The sequence below is a fragment of the Nocardia sp. CY15 genome (assembly GCF_009829295.1).
Taxonomy (GTDB): domain Bacteria; phylum Actinomycetota; class Actinomycetes; order Mycobacteriales; family Mycobacteriaceae; genus Nocardia; species Nocardia sputi.
Map to the genome: position 1 here is coordinate 1 of NZ_VUOT01000051.1, position 15666 is coordinate 15666.

Below are 15666 nucleotides of genomic sequence, written 5' to 3' on the forward strand. Positions count from 1 at the left end.
AGGTCTCCTGTTCGTTGCAGTGGTTGTCTCAGCAACTCCCACTCCACGACAGGAGACCTTCGCCATTCAACGATCACCTACAGCGTGTCGTCACAAAACCTCGACCAACCTCCCTGGGCAGAACAACATCGAATGTGACGGGAGCGTTGGCGCATGCCGCCAACGCGTCTCAGAACAGATGGCACTGATCCGCCGGAAGAATGCGGGCCAGGCACAAGCCCACGATGCCGAAGAACATGACGCTCGCGATCGCGTTCCGTGCTCCGTCGACCACAGCCGGGGGTACCTCCACTATCGCGGCGACCGGTTCGGCGGTGATCTCGGCGCTCGCGGTGGCTGACAGTGGCGCGGCACTACCCCACGTGTCGGCGTGACCGTCGGACGTAGCTCTTCTGGCGGCTGGTACGAGATATTCCGACCCAGGGGTTGATGTACTCCCGCGCATCCTCCGAGCAGAGTTGACAACGCATCTCCTCGACAGCGCGGCGGCAAGGCAGGAGTCGGCTTCACCTGCGGCTCCGGCCATCAAAGGAGGATGAGATGAAGTACATGGTTTCCTGGACCTACCGTTGGACCGGCTCCGCGACCGAGAACGAAGCGGCTATTCGGCGCGCGTTGGAGGTGTTCGCCAATTGGAAGCCGCTCACGGGCATGGCGTACCACCAGTTCGTCGGCCGGCTCGACGGCAGCGGTGGGTTCGCGGTGGTCGAGACCGACAATCCGATGGACCTCGCCGACGCTCCGAACAAGTTCGCCTTTTTTGCGGAATACCAGATCTATCCCGTCGTCGACATCGCCGACGCCGTGCAGGCAGTCCAGGAGGGCGCGGAGTTCAGGGCGTCGATCACCTGAACATCCTCGGTCGGCTCGGGTCGGCTCGAACCGAACGAAACGTCGTGGCGTGCGGTCACATCTACCCCACGTCCCGGCGCAGCCAGGTGACCTCGGCGCCGGATTCCGTTCCATAGCGGTAGATTTCGAGGTCCTCGTCCCAGGCGGTGCCGAGGGCGCGGTCGATTTCGGCCGCCAGGTCGTAGGCGGAGTACTTCCCGAGTTCCCGGGTCGCCTGGAGCATGGCGCGCAGGCGCATCTCACCGATCATGACGTCGCCGTTGGCGCTCGTGGAACCGTGCCACAGACCGAGGCCGGGGACGAAGCTGTAGCGCTCGCCGTCCACGCCGTCGCTGGGATCCTCGGTCACCTCGAAGCGCAGAACCGGCCAGGAGCGCAATGATTGGGCGATCTTGGAGGCGGTGCCGACCGGACCGATCCACTCACTGGTGGCGCGCAGTTGACCGTCGGCCGGTTGAGCGGTCCAGCGCAGCTTCGCCGGGGCGCCAAGGGCCGAGGTGAGTGCCCATTCGACATGCGGGCACAGCGCGGCAGGCGACGAGTGGATGTAGACCACACCCGCCGTCGCATCCGCGAACTGACTCGATGCGCGCACCACCAACACCTCCAGCTTCGACGAGGAACGTCTTCCCCAACGATTCGTCGAACTGGCGTTGCCTGAGTGTACTGGAGTGCCCGAAGTTACACGTGTTACTTCGTGACCGTGTCGCGCCCGGCAGTCGCCTCCGCCACGACAGCATCGCTCAGCGGTGGCCAAGCCGCGCGCGCCCAGTCGCCGAAATTCTCGTCGCTCAAGGCGAGACACGCCAACCCCGTTCTCGGGTCAACCCACAAAAATGTCCCGGATTGGCCGAAATGTCCATAGGTTTGTGGCGAATTCGTGCCACCGGTCCAGTGTGGAGTCTTACCGTCGCGGATTTCGAAGCCCAGGCCCCAGTCGTTGGGGCGCTGCGAACCGTAGCCGGGCAGAACGCCGTTCAAGCCCGGGAACTGGACAGAGGCGGCCTCGGCGTGCGTCTGCGCCGAGATCAAGCGCGGGTTCAGCAATTCGGCGGCGAAGCGGGTCAGATCCGCCGCGGTGGACCGCCCCGCGTGCCCGGCCGGACCGGCCAGCACCGACGCGGTCATGCCCAGCGGTCCGAACACCGCGTCGCGCAGGTACTCGTCGAACGCGATCCCGGTCTGCTCGGTGACGAACGCGGCGAGCACCTCGAATCCCGCGCTGGAGTAGATCCGCCTGGCTCCGGGCGCCGCTTGGATGTCGGTGGTGTCGAACGCGAGTCCGGACGCGTGCGCCAGCAGATGACGCACCGTGGCGCCGGGCGGCCCGGCGGGCTGATCGAGTTCGACCGCGCCCTCCTCTACCGCGACCAGAACGGCGTATGCCACCAAAGGCTTGGTCACCGACGCGAGCGGGAACACCCGCTCGACAGAACCTTCGCTCGCGACGCCGCCATCGGCGGTCACCACCGCGGCCGCCGCGTGCCGGACCGGCCATTCCCGAATCTGCTCGAGTGAACGCACCCTGCGAGCCTACGAGAACCGCGTGGCTACCATCGACTCACCATGAGTGAAAAGCCCACTGTTCACGGCGACGTCGCGTCCGGTTTCGAACCGGTCGCCGACGCCTTCGGCCGCAACTTCGAGCGGCACGGCGAAATCGGCGCCGCCGTAGCGGTCTACGCGGGCGAGCGCCCGGTGGTCGACCTGTGGGCAGGCTTCCGCGATCGGCGGCGCACACTGCCGTGGGAGCCGGACACGATCGTGCCGGTGTTCTCCTCGACCAAAGGCATGGCGGCGTTCACCGTCGCCGCCGCGGTCGCCGAAGGGCTGCTCGACTACGAGCAGCCGGTGGCGAAGTACTGGCCGGAGTTCGCCGCCCACGGCAAGGACACGATCACCGTGCGTCAACTGATCGACCATCAAGCGGGGCTGTCGGGCCTGAGCGAGATCGTGCGCCTGCCCCAGATCGCCGATCCGGACGGCCTCGCACCCGTTCTGGCGGCGCAGAAACCCGCCTGGCGGCCTGGCACCAGGCACGGCTATCACGCGATCACCCTCGGCCTCTATCAAGGCGAACTGCTGCGCCGGGTCGACCCGCGTCGCCGCACGCTCGGACGAATCTTCGCCGAGGACATCGCCGCACCGCTCGGCGCGGATTTCTTCATCGGCCTGCCGCCCGAGCAGAGCATGGATCGCATCGCCACGATGTCGGCCACCCGCGGCCTGGACATGCTGCGCTACGAACGCGATCTCCCGCTGCGGATCGGCGCGGAGATCTACGCCCGGCGCGGGCTGTCCTACGCGGCGCTGACCAACCCGCGCTGCGGGGCTCCGGCGCGGGCGACCCGGCGCGAATTCCTCGAGGTGGAACTGCCGGGGTCCAACGGAGTGGGCAACGCTCGCGCACTGGCCAAGGTCTACGGCGCGGCCGCGGGCCGCACCGGCGCGCTGCCGATCGACGACGCATTGCTCGACCGGCTCGCCGCCGAGGAGACCGCCGACGACGTCCCCGCCTACGACCTGGTGCTGCACACCAAGAGCCGCTACCACCTCGGCTTCCGCAAGTCGCGCGGCACGTTCCGATTCGGCTCGGACAAACGCGCCTACGGCACCACGGGCCTCGGCGGCTCGTTCGGGTTCGCCGACCCCGCCACCGGTCTGGGTTTCGGCTACACGATGAACCGGCTGGGGTTGGCCGTCCTCGACGACGTCCGTAGCCGCAACCTGCGCGAAGCCCTGCTGCGCTGCCGGATCTGAGCGCGGGAGCGCGGCGCGCCGAGCCGTCCGCGATTCCCGGTGCGGCGCGGTCGGCTGCCTACACTCACGGCGCCCGGGCCGGCGAAGAGCGGTCCGTAACCGACCGTGGAAGCGAGGGACCTCGTGGCAGACAAGCCGACCACCGTCGAGGCATATCTCGCCACCTTCCCCTCCGACGTGCGCGAAGTCCTCGACGAGATCCGGCGCACCATCCAGACCGCCCTGCCGGATGCGAGTCAGGCGATCAGCTATGGCATCCCCACCTTCAAGCTGCACGGTCGCAACATCGTGCACTTCGCGGGTTGGCAGCACCACATCAGCCTCTACCCCATCCCGGACGGCGACCCGGCGTTGGAACGCGAGCTCGAGCCGTATCGGGCGGGCAAGGGGACGCTGCGTTTCCGGCTCGGCGAACCGGTGCCGTACGACCTGATCGCACGGATCGCCACCGCGCTCGCCGAGCAGCGGTGAGGCGCTCTACCAGTCCGCTTCGGTGTACTTGATGATGCCGCGGATGTTCTTGCCGTCCAGCATGTCCTGGTAGCCCTGGTTGATCTCCTCCAGGGAGTAGCTGCGGGTAACCATGTCGTCCAGGTTCAGCTGTCCCGCCTTGTAAAGCGCCAGCAGGCGCGGCGCGTCCTGACGGGCGTTGCCGCCACCGAAGATGCAGCCCTTGACCGTCTTCTGCAACATCGACAGCAGGAAGCTGTTCAGCTTCACGTCGTTCTCGTCCATCCGGCCCATCGAGGTGACCACCAACGTGCCCGCCTTCGAGGTGAGGATGAGGCCCTCCTCGATGTACTCGCCGCGCATCTCGCCCATGGTCAGGATGACCTTCTCGGCCATCCGTCCCTCGGTGGCCTCCATCAGCGGCATGATCGCGGCGGCCATGCTCTCGTAGGTGTGCGTGGCGCCGAACTTCTGCGCCTGCTCGCGTTTCCACGGATTGGGGTCGACGGCCACCACCTTCGAGGCGCCCGACAGCACCGCGCCCTGCAGCGCGCTCATGCCCACGCCGCCGATGCCCGCGATCACCACGGTCTCCCCCGGGGACACCTGGGCGACGTGGGTGGCGGAGCCGAAGCCGGTGGGGACGCCGCAGCCGACCAGGCAGGCCACCTCGAAGGGAATGCTCGGATCGATCTTGACCACCGAGGTGTGGTGCACCGTCATGTACGGCGCGAAGGTGCCCAGCAGGCACATCGGGATGACGTTCTCCCCGCGGGCCTGGATGCGGTAGGTGCCGTCGCTGATCGCCTGCCCCATGAGCAGGCCCGCGCCCAGGTCGCACAGCGCCATGTGTCCTGCCACGCACGCCGGGCAGCGACCGCACGCGGGGATGAACGACAGGATCACGTGGTCGCCGACCTGGAGATCGGCCGGGCAGTTCGGGCCCAGTTTCGTGATCACGCCCGCACCCTCGTGCCCGCCCATGACGGGGAAGGACGGCATCGGGGTCGCACCGGTCACGATGTGATGGTCGGAGTGGCACATGCCGGCGGTTTCCATCCGGATCTGCACCTCGCCGGCGACCGGGTCGCCGACCTCGATCTCCTCCACCGACCACTGCTGGTCGATCCCCCACAGGATCGCGCCCTTCGTCTTCATTCCTGTCGACCCTCTCGCATGCGCGTGCTTGTATGTGACTGCACCCACACTACGAGAAAAATGTAACGCGTTCTAGTACTGGCGGAAAAAATCGTCGGTATAGCGTGACCTCGAACCCGAACGCGTTACAGTTGCGCGACAGTCAGCCCCGGACGTCGTGCACGTGGTGCACCAGATCGTGCACGAAGTACCGCGCGAAGGACTCCACCGTGAACAGCGCCCCGTCGCTGCGCGCCCCGCGTAGCCCGCGCCGCCCGGGCGGCACCGACTCGAAGGAGCGCGCCACCCGCTCGGCCGCCTCGTCCAACTCCGCGGCCACCCGGGCCGGGTCCTGCTCGTTGTAGCGGTCGGCGATCGCGGTCGCGTCCTGATCCCAATTCGCGAAGCGTGGCGCCTCGCCGTCGGGGTCACCGTCGAGCATCTGACCGAGGCGAGTGTCGAACAGACGGCACACGTCGCGCACGTGCGCGCCGTATTCCAGCGCGGACCAGGTCGATTCGTCCGGTCGCGTGCGGACGCCCGGGCGGCCGAGTACCGCACCGAAGCGGACGGCTGTCTCCTTGGTGAGCGCGGGCACGGCTTCGTAAGTGGTCGCGGCGGCGTCGAAACCGCATTCCGGACAGGGCTGTTCGAGCACCCAGGTCCAGTCCTTGACGTCGGGAACGATCGGCATGCGCTCGAGGTAGGCGTGGCCGGATAACACCCTCAACCGATATCCGGTCAACTATCGCAACATCCCGACAGTCATTCCATCAGCCGCCGCGCCCGCTCGAAGAGTTCCAGCGTGATCGCGTGCAGGAAATCGCCCACCTGCTCAGGGGCCTTCCCGGCGAACGCGCGCGCGTGCGTGCCTTCCAGGACGATGCCGAGCTTGAAACAGGCCAGCACGGTGTACCAGGGCATCGCGCTCAGGTCGCGCTCGGAGAACTGCCCGTAGTGCGCGATCATCTCCTCCGCCGTCGGCAGCCCGCCGACCGCGCCGAGCTTGCCCACCAGCGCCGCGCCGGTGGTGCCCGGTTCCGGGCGGGTGGCGATCTGCCAGCCGAGGTCGAGCAGCGGGTCGCCGATGGTGGACATCTCCCAGTCGACCATCGCCGCCACCTGCGGACCGTCGAAGGAGAACATCATGTTCGCCAGATGGCAGTCGCCGTGCAGGATGCCCGGCGTCCACTGGGCGGGACGGTTGCGGTCCAGCCACTCGCCCACCGCCGCCACACCGGGGATCTGCGGACCGGGGTAGCCCTCGTTGGCCGAATAGGACTCGAGCTCACCGAGCCAGCGCGGCACCTGGCGTTCCAGGAAACCCTCCGGCTTGCCGTAGTCGGCCAAGCCGAGCGCCCGATAGTCCAGCGCGCCGAGCCGCGCGATGGCCTCGACCGCGGAAAGGCCCATCCGCCTGCGAATCTCCGGATCACTCGCATGCAGCTGGGGCAGTTCGTTCTGCGGGTTGAAACCGTGGATCGGCTCCATCAGATAGAAGACCGCGCCGAGCACCGACTCGTCGGCGCAGGCCGCTATCACCCGGGGTGCGCGGACCTCGGTGTCGCCCAGCGCACCGAGCAGCCGGGCCTCGCGGCGAATCACGTCGTTGCTCTTGGCTCGCAGGTGCTTCGGCCCACGGCGCAGCACGTAGGTGCGGCCACCGCGAGTGAAACGGAGCATGATGTTCTGCGTTCCGCCGCCCAGCGCGGTCACGTCCTCGAAGTCCCCCGAGGGCAGACCCTGCTCATCCATCCACTTTCCGACGACGGCGAAGTCGACGACCGCGGGATCCACATCGACCGGTTGCGCAACAGACATGCCCCACATTGTGCACCACCTGCCGACCCTAACTGAAGGCAGACGACAACAGTTAGCTCTCACCGGCGCGGCGTAGGGTTTCCAGAACCATGCACACGCTGTTGATCGACAACTACGACTCCTTCACCTATAACCTGTATCAGCTGATCAGCGAGGTGAACGGCGTCGAGCCGACGGTCGTGCGCAACGACGAGGCGCGCACGGTCGCCGAACTCGATCTCGGCCGGTTCGACAACGTCGTCGTCTCGCCCGGACCGGGGCGGCCGGACGTGCCGCGCGACGTGGGAATTTCCGCGGCGGTGATCCGCGAGAGCCACCTGCCGCTGCTCGGGGTGTGCCTGGGCCATCAGGGCATCGTCGTCGCGGCGGGCGGCGTGGTCGCCGGGGCGCCCGCCGCCAGGCACGGCTATCTCGATCGCATCGAGCACGACGGCCGGCACCTGTTCGCCGGGCTTCCGCAAGGCTTCACCGCCGTGCGCTATCACTCGCTGGCCGCGCTGCGGCCGCTGCCAGGCGATCTGGAGGTCACCGCGCTGTCCGGCGACGGGGTCGTCATGGGCGTACGGCACCGCACCCGGCCGCAGTGGGGCGTGCAGTTCCACCCGGAGTCGATCGCCAGCGAGTTCGGCGCCGGTTTGCTGCGCAACTTCGCGAGACTCACCGCCACGCATCGCAGCCGACCTGCGCCTCCCACTGCGAGCCGGTCGATCGAGCGCGAGACCGCGCCGGACCCGGTCGCCTCGGGCTCCTCCCTTTCCCCCGCCTGGACCACGCACATGCCGCTCGCGGCCGAACAGTTCCCCGCCGCAGCGGTCGAGCTCGAGCGTCCCACCGACCGCGGATCATCCGCCCGGGCCGCGGATCCGGTTCGCCCCGATCCTGCGCTCCCGCGGACCTTCCGGCTCCAGCGGTCCGTCATCGAACGGCCGATCGATACCGAGAGCGCGTTCGTGCAGCTGTACGGCAACTCCCCCACGGCGTTCTGGCTGGACAGCGAGCATGTCGAACCCGGAGCGGACCGGTTCTCCTTCCTGGGTGACGCCGGCGGCCCGCTGGCCGAGGTGCTGCGCTACCGCGTGGGCGACGGCGAGGTGACCGTCGAGTCCGCCGACGGACATCGGCGCACCGCACCGGGCGGCATCCTCGATTTCCTGGCCGCCGAACTGCGCAAGCGCCGCCTGGAAGCGCCCGAGCTGCCCTTCGATTTCGTCGGCGGCTACGTCGGCTATCTCGGCTATGAGGTGAAAGCCGACTGCGGTGCGAACGCGGTCCACCGCGCACCGACTCCCGACGCGCAGTGGATCTTCGCCGATCGAATGGTGGTCGTCGACCACGTCGGCGGGCGGACGCACCTGCTGGCGCTGAGCGACGACGGGGAAACCGCCCGATCCGCCGCCGACTGGCTGCGCGACACCCGCGAAACCCTGGATACCCTTCCGACCTGGACGAATCCGCCGCCGCTCGAGGTGCCTCAGGACGGCGACGCCGTCGCGCCGCTGCTCACTCGCGGCCGGGAGCGCTACCTCGCCGACATCGCGGTCTGCCACGAGCGGCTGCACGCCGGGGAGTCCTACGAGATCTGCTTGACCGACAGCGCCACGATCCCCGCCGCCGCGGCCGAAGGCCTCGATTTCTACCGCACGCTACGCCGGTGCAATCCCGCCCCGTATGCCGCCTATCTGCGCTTCGACGATCTCGACATCGCGTGCTCGTCGCCGGAGCGCTTCCTGAAGGTCGACCGCAGGCGCATCGTGGAGAGCAAGCCGATCAAGGGGACCGCGCCGCGCGGCGCGACCCCTGAGCAGGACGAGCGCCTGCGCCTCGAGTTGGCCGACAGTCCGAAGACCAGGGCGGAAAACCTCATGATCGTCGATCTGCTGCGCAACGATCTGGGCCGGGTCTGCGAGATCGGCAGCGTGTACGTGCCGAAACTGATGGCCACCGAGCAGTACGCGACCGTCCATCAACTGGTGTCCACGGTGCGCGGCAGGCTGCGGCCGGAGGTCGGCGTGATCGATTGCCTGCGCGCGTGTTTTCCCGGCGGATCGATGACCGGCGCGCCGAAGCTGCGCACCATGGAGATCATCGATGAACTGGAAACCGAGGCGCGCGGTGTCTATTCGGGCACGATCGGCTTCCTCGGGCTCGGTGGCACAGCGGACCTGAACATCGTGATCCGCACCGCCGTCCGCTACGGCGGACGCTGGCGAATCGGGGCGGGCGGCGCCATCGTGCTCGACTCCGACCCGGCCGAGGAGTACCACGAGGTCCTGCTCAAGGCGGCCGCCACGCTGCGCGCGGCCGCCGACCACGCACACCGCTGAACGCTCGTACTCGGTCATTTGCGCCGCTTGGCGGGCTTGCGCCGGGGCGGCTCCTCGGCGGGTTGTTCCGGCGCGCTCAGACCGGTCAGCTTGCCCAGCAAGGCGACGCCGGGCAACTTCGCCAATCGCCCGAGCACGTCCTCGCCGAGCGAGATCATCGCCTCCAGCCGGGGCAGCAGCCGGTCGTAGGCCGCGAAGGCCGGGTCGGCGAGGGCCAGAGTGCGGTCGAGCCGATCGATGGTGGAGTTGAGCCGTTCGATCGCGGTCGAGAGGTTCTCGACCAGGTCTGGCAATTGGGCGGCCAGCTGAGCCGATGCCGGCGGCAGCCGCACCGCCGCGTCGAACGCCGACGTCGCGGTCAGCTGGGCGGCTTCCAGCGCTTGGCCCGCGGCCGTCTGCGCGGCTTCGACGGCCGCCTGCGCGGCGGCCAGGACGTCGGTGGGACCGGGCACACGCCCACCGGGCAACTTCGGGGTCGGCGGCTTACGACCCGGGCGTTTCGGGTTCGTCATGGGACCACTGTGCCGCACGCCCCGCCGAAGGCCATCCCCTCGCACGTTCGGCGTGTCGGAGGGTCGTGGCATAGTGCGAGCACAATGAAACTCAGCAAGGGCGCGAACGCAGCGGTACCGACATCCCTTCTAGCCGTGGTTGTTTCATGGCGGTCGGAGCATGCGGTGGATGCGCACGCCTTGCTGCTGGACGCGTCCGGCACAGTCCGCTCGGACCGGGACCTCGTGTTCTACAACGCCCCGCGGCACGTCTCCCAGGCGGTCACGCTCGTTCAGGAACCCGCGCCGGGCACCGCGCGGCTGAGCGTCTCGCTGCCGCGCACCGAAGCCGACGTCGATCGCATCGTCGTCTCCGGTTCCGTGGACGGGGGCACTTTCGGCGACATCCACGGGCTGACCGTCGCCGTGCACTCCGTCGACGGTGCGGTCGTGACGTTCGAGATCGATGACGTGGACGCGGTGACCGCGCTGATGTTCGGTGAGTTCTACCGCCGCGACGAGCAGTGGCGTTTCCGCGCCATCGGCCAGGGCTGGTCCAGCGGGCTGGCGGGGTTGGTCACCGAGTTCGGCGTCCGAATCGAGGATCCCTCGACGCCCGCCCGCACCACTCATCCCACCAACCCGTTCCGGGTACTCCGGTCCACCGCGACCACGTCGGCGCAGGAACGACTTCCGGCCCGCTCGACGCCCACGGCGGAGCCCGCCGACCAGCCCGCACGGCACGACCTCACCCCGGCCCGGCACGTCGCGCAAGGGCCTTTGCCCTCCGGCCCCGCCCTTGCGAACGGGGAATCCCCCGCCGGGATCGAGCGAGCCGACGTACCGAACGTCACCGCGGAAGACGTTCCATCGCAACTGGTAACCGATCACCACCGCCGGTCCGCCGAGCCGACCGGGCAATCCGCAGGGGCTCGACCGAGCTTCGACTCCCCCGCCTGGCCGCGCACCGAAGTGCTCGACCGCGTGGACACCTCGCCCTTGCCGCGCCCCCGACCGGTCGACCTCAACCGGTACATCCCCGAAACCGCACCGCACGCTCCCGTGCCACCCCCGAATCCCGAATACGCCGACTGGCACCCGGATCCGGACAACCCGCAACGCCTACGTTGGTGGGACGGGACCGAATGGACCGAGGACAGGCGGCTACGCCACCCGCACAGCGGCCGTCATTGCGATCGTTGCGGTAACCCGCTGCGCCGGAAGCTCTTCGGCGGGCTCGCACCGTGCCAAAGGTGTGAACAGGAGATCGAGGAATACCTCACCCATTGGCACACCCGGGCGTGGCGGGTGCTCACCGGCCACGGCCCGCGTGGTCCCGAATGGGCGGCGTTGTGGGCGTCGTTGCGCTATCAGCGCATCGACGCCGAAGCGGGTCGGACGGCCTTGCGTGACGTGGCGCTCAGCTACGTCGAGCGGCTTGTCACCTTCGCCTTCGCCGACGGTGAGGTCAGGCACGCGGAACTGGAACTGTTCGAGCAGGCGGTCACCGAACTCGCGCTGGGTGGGCCGCTGATCGAGGATCTGCGCCGACGGATGCATCGCGGGAACACCCTCTACCGGCTGCGCACGGGCGATCTGCCGCTCGTCCGCACGCCGGGCCTGCACCTGGACCCCGAGGAGACGGTGCATCTGGACCTGCCCGCCACACACGTGCGTCAACTCGCTCGCGGCCCGAAGCTCACCGAGGGCAGGCTGATCGGCAGCAACAAGAAGCTGCGTTTCGTCGGCGCCGACACCGGCATCGAGATGCCCTGGTCCCGCGTCGTCTCCGTGCACGCGGAACAGGGGACGGTGGTGATCGCGGCCACCTCCGCGCGCGGCGGCGCGACCTTCGCCGTCGACGATCCGGACTACGTCACGGCCGCCCTGGAAGGCGCCCTGCGCGTGGCCAAACGTCTCGTCCTCACCCCGGGCCAGCGCGACACCCGAAGCATTCCGCAAGAGGTGAAGGCGCAGGTGTGGCAGCGCGACGGCGGACGGTGCGTCGAATGCGGCGACGGGCACTACCTGGAATTCGACCACATCATCCCGCTCAGCCGCGGCGGCGCGACCAGCGCCGCCAACCTCCAGATCCTGTGCCGCGCGTGCAATCGCGCCAAGGGCGCCCGCATATAGCGCACGAGCCACCGGGTCTCACTCGGCGAGCAGGCCCGCCGTGCGGCCGAGATCGGCCAGCATCGCGTCGAACAGGATCTCCGGATTCTCCAGCGGGATCGGGTAGTTCCCGAACACCTCGAGCGTGACATGGCCGTAGAGCCGCGCCCAGATCTGGATCATCAGATACGTCACCCCGAGATCCAGTTTCTCGGCGGGAAACTTCTGGCCCGACTCCGACAGCGCGGCCAGCAGTTCGGTCTGGAAGTGCGCCAGATCCTCGCGCAACTCCGGCGGGATGACGTCGGTGGGTGGGGTGACGATGTCGTAGTTGGCCAGCAGCCTGCCCGCCGCGGCCAGGAAGATCCGGCCGAACGGCTCGTCGAAGCGGCGCAGCGCGCGAGCCTGCCCGGTGCCGGGCGAAGCGAACACCAGGGTGAACTCCCTGGTGTGCGTCAGCGCCCAGCGCCGGAAGCCACGGCAGATGGCGAAGAACTGCACGGCGCCGTCGTCGGGCAGTGTGGCGATCTCCGCGGTCAGGTCTTCGGCCAGGTCGGCGCAGAAGTCCAGGCGCAGGCGCTCCAGCAGGTCTTCCAGCGACTTGTAATACCGGTACAGGGCGGGCGCGGTGACACCGAGCTCACGCGCGATGGCGCGCAGGGTGACCGCGTCGGGCCCGCGCTCGACCAGCAATCTGCTGGCGACCCGCCGGATGTCGGTGTCGGTCACCACCGGCGCACGGCCCCGTGGTCTGGACTGTTGCACCGAACGATTCAAGCGTATTCGACGTCCCAGCGCTTGATCCCGTTCAACCAGCCCGATCGCAACCGCACCGGATCGGACACCTGCCGCAGGCCGGGCATCGCATCGGCGATGGCGTTGAACATCAGATCGATCTGCAGCCGGGCCAGGTTCGCGCCCACGCAGTAGTGCGTGCCGGTACCGCCGAATCCCACGTGCGGATTCGGATCGCGCAGCACGTCGAAGGTGAACGGATTCTCGAACGCCTCCTCGTCGAAATTGGCCGAGCTGTAGAACAATCCCAGCCGCTGGCCCTTCTTGATCTCTTGGCCGCCGAGCACTGTGTCCTGGGTCGCCGTGCGCTGGAAGGCGGTGACGGGGGTGGCCCACCGGACGATCTCGTCGGGCGCGGTGCGCGGACGCTGCTGCTTGTAGATCTCCCATTGCTCGGGGTTGTCCACGAACGCCTTCATGCCGTGGGTGATCGAATTACGCGTGGTCTCGTTGCCCGCCACCGACAGCAGGATGACGAAGAACGCGAACTCGTCCGAGCCCAGGTGTTCGCCGTCGATGTCGGCGTTGACCAGTTGGGTGACGATGTCCTCGGCCGGGCAGGCACGCCGCTGCTCGGCCATGTTCCAGGCGTAACCCATCACCTCCGCGGTGGCGGCTTGGTGATCGCCCTCGAATTCCGGGTCGTCGTAGGAGATCATCTGGTTGGACCAGTCGAAGATCTTCTTCCGGTCCTCCTGCGGGATGCCCAGCAATTCGGCGATGGCTTGCAACGGCAGTTCACAGGCGACCTGCTCGACGAAATCGCCGCTACCGGCCTTCTTGGCCTCATGCACGATCCGAGCGGCGCGTTCGGAGAGCGCGGCGCGCAGGCTCTCCACCGCCCGCGGCGTGAACCCCTTGGAGATGATGCGGCGGGTCTTGGTGTGCTTGGGCGGGTCGAGGTTGAGCAACAGCATGTCGCCGAGCATGTCGATCTGCTCGCGCGTGGTCTCCTCGTTGAACCGGATGATCGCGGTGTTCTGATGCGAGGAGAACACCTCGGGATTCTTGGAGATCTCCTTGATGTGCGCGAGCTTGGAGACGACCCAGTACCCGCCGTCGTCGAAGCCGCTGGCCCGGTTGTGCTGAGCGCACCACCACACCGGGGCGGTGCGGCGCAGTTCGGCGAACTCCGCGATGGGCAGGCGGCTGGCGAGCAGGTCGGGGTCGGTGAAGTCGAATCCCGTCGGGATCGACGGCGTGGTCACGGTCACGGCTAACTCCTACGGTCCGGGCCTGGCGCAGACCTGGACGACGATGTGGGAACTCGGTCCAAGCAGATGCAACCACAGAACCAAGCTCCGTGAACAGTGTTTAGTAAAACCCGTTTACTTTTTGCGGCGACGGCCGCGCCACCGATTCGCGAACTCCCGCGCTCGACCTGGTCGCGAGGACCGGCTCACCGCAGCGCAATCAGCGGCGGTGGCTGCCAACGCCTCTGCAAGACCGCCGCTTTCGGCGCGAACAAGGCCAGGGTCACCGAAAACGGCTCCGATTCCGGGACGGGCAGCCAGTTGCCCTGGGGGACGCCCGGGCCGGGGTCGTCGTGCTGGAGCGTGAGGTCCAGGGAACCATCCGGGTTGAGCACGACGGGTACATGATGGCCCACCGAGTAGATCTCGGCCGGGTTGGCCACCAGATAGTCCTCGGCGTCGTAGACGGCCAGCGACCAGAAGGCGTCGACCGGCGGCAACTCGCCCGACACGAAGTGCAGCCGGAAAGGGCCCGCGCCCGCGGGGACCGCCGTGAAGAAGTAGTGCGCGTCCTCCGGCAAGGGGATGCCGAGAGCGCCGAACGCCGTGACGGCACGCAACAGATAGTCGGTGCCGAACCGGCCCGCCCCGAGATCGGAGACCCAGCCGTTGTCGTTGCTCGTATTCGCTCCGATGGTCACCGGGAGTTGCTGCTCGACGGTCTCGGCCGCGGCGGTCAGTTCGGCCTCGGACACGCCTTCGACCGCACCGCCGGGCCGGATGCCGATCTCCGCGAAGCGCCGCATGGCGGGCGCATCCTCTGGCGCCGACGGGTTGATCGACAAGAGCGCGCACATCCGATCGAAGAACTCCGGCGCGTCCATCTCCAGGACCTGGTCGACCGCGCGTTGCGCGTCCGTGTCCCCGCCCGGCGGAGCGGCGCGCGCGGGCGGCTCGGCGCCCGCGATCCACGCACTCAACGGAACCAGTTTCACCCTCTGCTGCAACGAGCGAACAACCGGCAGATCGTTCTCCCCGTCGACCTGGATCCGGACGATCAGCCACACCGTCGGCGTCGGCATCGGCAACGGCGTGAGACCCTCCGGCAGCGCGCCCGACCATCCCGGACCGGTCACCACGTAGGTGTGCGACGCGGCCGTGGGCTCGGTCCGCGGCCGGATGCTGCTCGGGGCGTGCACGTTGTTCGTCCAGGCATCCAGCACTTGCGCCAGCCAGAACCGGCTACCACCCATCGCGGGAACGCTCAGCACCATCGGCTCGGCCGTCACATCCAGCCAAGCGGTCGAGTGCAGTGTGTCGGGGTCCGGCCGCACCACCCTCCGTTGCGCCGCGGTGTACAACGCCGTGGCGTGGTCGAACCGGTTGGCGGGTGTGGTCGCCTCGGCGATCGACCGGGTCGAGTCCATCAGCACCAGCGGAAAGCCGAATACGTAGGCGTCCTTGGCGATCATGCCGCCCTCGCTGGTCATGGAGCGTTGGGTCGAGCCCTCCCCGTTCGATCCGGCGCACGCCGCCGCACCCAGCGCGGCCACCGACGTCGCCGCCAGGCCGAGCGCGGCGCGGCGCGATAGCGCGGAATCGCGGTAGGTCCACTCGCCCATGATCCTGTTCCGCCTCCGCTCGACCGGTGCCGCGCCGCAACCGTCCCGGATTATAACCGGCGAACACAGGGAAATTGCTGGTCAGCGCCTAAACGATGCCGCGGTG

General features: G+C 68.3%; 15 protein-coding genes. 6 read left to right on the plus strand and 9 right to left on the minus strand.

The window, feature by feature from the left end:
• The first annotated feature begins 224 nt into the window (after nt 1-224).
• Both GVY39_RS31685 and GVY39_RS31690 read left to right on the plus strand, forming a co-directional pair.
• Nucleotides 225-374 carry a hypothetical protein gene (locus GVY39_RS31685; RefSeq protein WP_159930635.1) on the plus strand — a complete coding sequence of 50 codons (150 nt, stop codon included), beginning with the start codon at nt 225-227 and terminating at the stop codon, nt 372-374.
• Between the two features lie 166 nt (nt 375-540).
• Nucleotides 541-852: a DUF3303 domain-containing protein gene (locus GVY39_RS31690; protein ID WP_159930636.1), complete on the plus strand. Its 312-nt coding sequence runs from the start codon at nt 541-543 to the stop codon at nt 850-852.
• Nucleotides 853-913: 61 nt separating this feature from the next.
• Here the strand turns inward: GVY39_RS31690 and GVY39_RS31695 are convergent, their stop codons facing one another.
• Both GVY39_RS31695 and GVY39_RS31700 read right to left on the minus strand, forming a co-directional pair.
• Complete coding sequence (locus tag GVY39_RS31695; protein WP_039796858.1) at nt 914-1447, minus strand: DUF3145 domain-containing protein; 534 nt, start codon at nt 1445-1447, stop codon at nt 914-916.
• Between the two features lie 95 nt (nt 1448-1542).
• The gene (locus GVY39_RS31700) at nt 1543-2376 is read right to left on the minus strand and encodes a serine hydrolase (RefSeq protein ID WP_159930637.1); all 834 of its coding nucleotides are present in this window, start codon (nt 2374-2376) and stop codon (nt 1543-1545) included.
• Between the two features lie 42 nt (nt 2377-2418).
• Here GVY39_RS31700 and GVY39_RS31705 point away from each other — a divergent pair, with 42 nt between their 5' ends.
• Both GVY39_RS31705 and GVY39_RS31710 read left to right on the plus strand, forming a co-directional pair.
• Complete coding sequence (locus GVY39_RS31705) at nt 2419-3612, plus strand: serine hydrolase domain-containing protein (RefSeq protein WP_159930638.1); 1194 nt, start codon at nt 2419-2421, stop codon at nt 3610-3612.
• Nucleotides 3613-3735: 123 nt separating this feature from the next.
• On the plus strand, nt 3736-4083 hold the full coding sequence (locus GVY39_RS31710; protein WP_159930639.1) for an iron chaperone: 348 nt from the start codon (nt 3736-3738) through the stop codon (nt 4081-4083).
• A gap of 6 nt (nt 4084-4089) precedes the next feature.
• Here GVY39_RS31710 and GVY39_RS31715 read toward each other — a convergent pair whose 3' ends face one another.
• The 3 genes from GVY39_RS31715 to GVY39_RS31725 form a co-directional block, all read right to left on the minus strand.
• On the minus strand, nt 4090-5220 hold the full coding sequence (locus GVY39_RS31715; RefSeq protein WP_159930640.1) for an NDMA-dependent alcohol dehydrogenase: 1131 nt from the start codon (nt 5218-5220) through the stop codon (nt 4090-4092).
• A 142-nt stretch (nt 5221-5362) separates the two neighbouring features.
• Nucleotides 5363-5893 (minus strand): DinB family protein, encoded by a 531-nt coding sequence (locus GVY39_RS31720; protein ID WP_159930658.1) that lies wholly within the window; start codon nt 5891-5893, stop codon nt 5363-5365.
• A gap of 71 nt (nt 5894-5964) precedes the next feature.
• A complete protein-coding gene (locus GVY39_RS31725; protein ID WP_159930641.1) occupies nt 5965-7029 on the minus strand; it encodes a phosphotransferase family protein in 1065 nt (354 codons plus the stop codon).
• An 80-nt stretch (nt 7030-7109) separates the two neighbouring features.
• On the opposite strand from GVY39_RS31725, the gene pabB reads away from it, so the two are divergent.
• Nucleotides 7110-9344 (plus strand): aminodeoxychorismate synthase component I, encoded by a 2235-nt coding sequence (gene pabB, locus GVY39_RS31730; RefSeq protein ID WP_159930642.1) that lies wholly within the window; start codon nt 7110-7112, stop codon nt 9342-9344.
• A 14-nt stretch (nt 9345-9358) separates the two neighbouring features.
• On the opposite strand, the gene GVY39_RS31735 is transcribed toward pabB, so the two are convergent.
• Nucleotides 9359-9856 carry a hypothetical protein gene (locus tag GVY39_RS31735; protein ID WP_195070139.1) on the minus strand — a complete coding sequence of 166 codons (498 nt, stop codon included), beginning with the start codon at nt 9854-9856 and terminating at the stop codon, nt 9359-9361.
• Between the two features lie 84 nt (nt 9857-9940).
• Here GVY39_RS31735 and GVY39_RS31740 point away from each other — a divergent pair, with 84 nt between their 5' ends.
• Complete coding sequence (locus GVY39_RS31740) at nt 9941-11971, plus strand: TerD family protein (protein ID WP_159930643.1); 2031 nt, start codon at nt 9941-9943, stop codon at nt 11969-11971.
• Nucleotides 11972-11989: 18 nt separating this feature from the next.
• Here GVY39_RS31740 and GVY39_RS31745 read toward each other — a convergent pair whose 3' ends face one another.
• The 3 genes from GVY39_RS31745 to GVY39_RS31755 all read right to left on the minus strand — a co-directional run bounded on the left by GVY39_RS31745 (nt 11990) and on the right by GVY39_RS31755 (nt 15560).
• Nucleotides 11990-12715: a TetR/AcrR family transcriptional regulator gene (locus GVY39_RS31745; RefSeq protein ID WP_195070137.1), complete on the minus strand. Its 726-nt coding sequence runs from the start codon at nt 12713-12715 to the stop codon at nt 11990-11992.
• Between the two features lie 8 nt (nt 12716-12723).
• Nucleotides 12724-13953, minus strand: coding sequence for a cytochrome P450 (locus tag GVY39_RS31750; RefSeq protein WP_159930661.1), 1230 nt, complete (start codon nt 13951-13953; stop codon nt 12724-12726).
• A 191-nt stretch (nt 13954-14144) separates the two neighbouring features.
• Complete coding sequence (locus GVY39_RS31755; protein ID WP_159930644.1) at nt 14145-15560, minus strand: DUF1254 domain-containing protein; 1416 nt, start codon at nt 15558-15560, stop codon at nt 14145-14147.
• Nucleotides 15561-15666: the final 106 nt, after the last annotated feature.

Excerpts from the sequence above, each read along its gene's own strand:
- GVY39_RS31685 (WP_159930635.1), top strand. The coding sequence starts at position 225 with ATGCCGAAGAACATGACGCTCGCGATCGCGTTCCGTGCTCCGTCGACC.
- GVY39_RS31735 (WP_195070139.1), bottom strand. The coding sequence starts at position 9,856 with ATGACGAACCCGAAACGCCCGGGTCGTAAGCCGCCGACCCCGAAGTTG.
- GVY39_RS31705 (WP_159930638.1), top strand. The coding sequence starts at position 2,419 with ATGAGTGAAAAGCCCACTGTTCACGGCGACGTCGCGTCCGGTTTCGAA.
- pabB (WP_159930642.1), top strand. The coding sequence starts at position 7,110 with ATGCACACGCTGTTGATCGACAACTACGACTCCTTCACCTATAACCTG.
- GVY39_RS31755 (WP_159930644.1), bottom strand. The coding sequence starts at position 15,560 with ATGGGCGAGTGGACCTACCGCGATTCCGCGCTATCGCGCCGCGCCGCG.
- GVY39_RS31720 (WP_159930658.1), bottom strand. The coding sequence starts at position 5,893 with ATGCCGATCGTTCCCGACGTCAAGGACTGGACCTGGGTGCTCGAACAG.
- GVY39_RS31690 (WP_159930636.1), top strand. The coding sequence starts at position 541 with ATGAAGTACATGGTTTCCTGGACCTACCGTTGGACCGGCTCCGCGACC.
- GVY39_RS31725 (WP_159930641.1), bottom strand. The coding sequence starts at position 7,029 with ATGTGGGGCATGTCTGTTGCGCAACCGGTCGATGTGGATCCCGCGGTC.
- GVY39_RS31740 (WP_159930643.1), top strand. The coding sequence starts at position 9,941 with ATGAAACTCAGCAAGGGCGCGAACGCAGCGGTACCGACATCCCTTCTA.
- GVY39_RS31715 (WP_159930640.1), bottom strand. The coding sequence starts at position 5,220 with ATGAAGACGAAGGGCGCGATCCTGTGGGGGATCGACCAGCAGTGGTCG.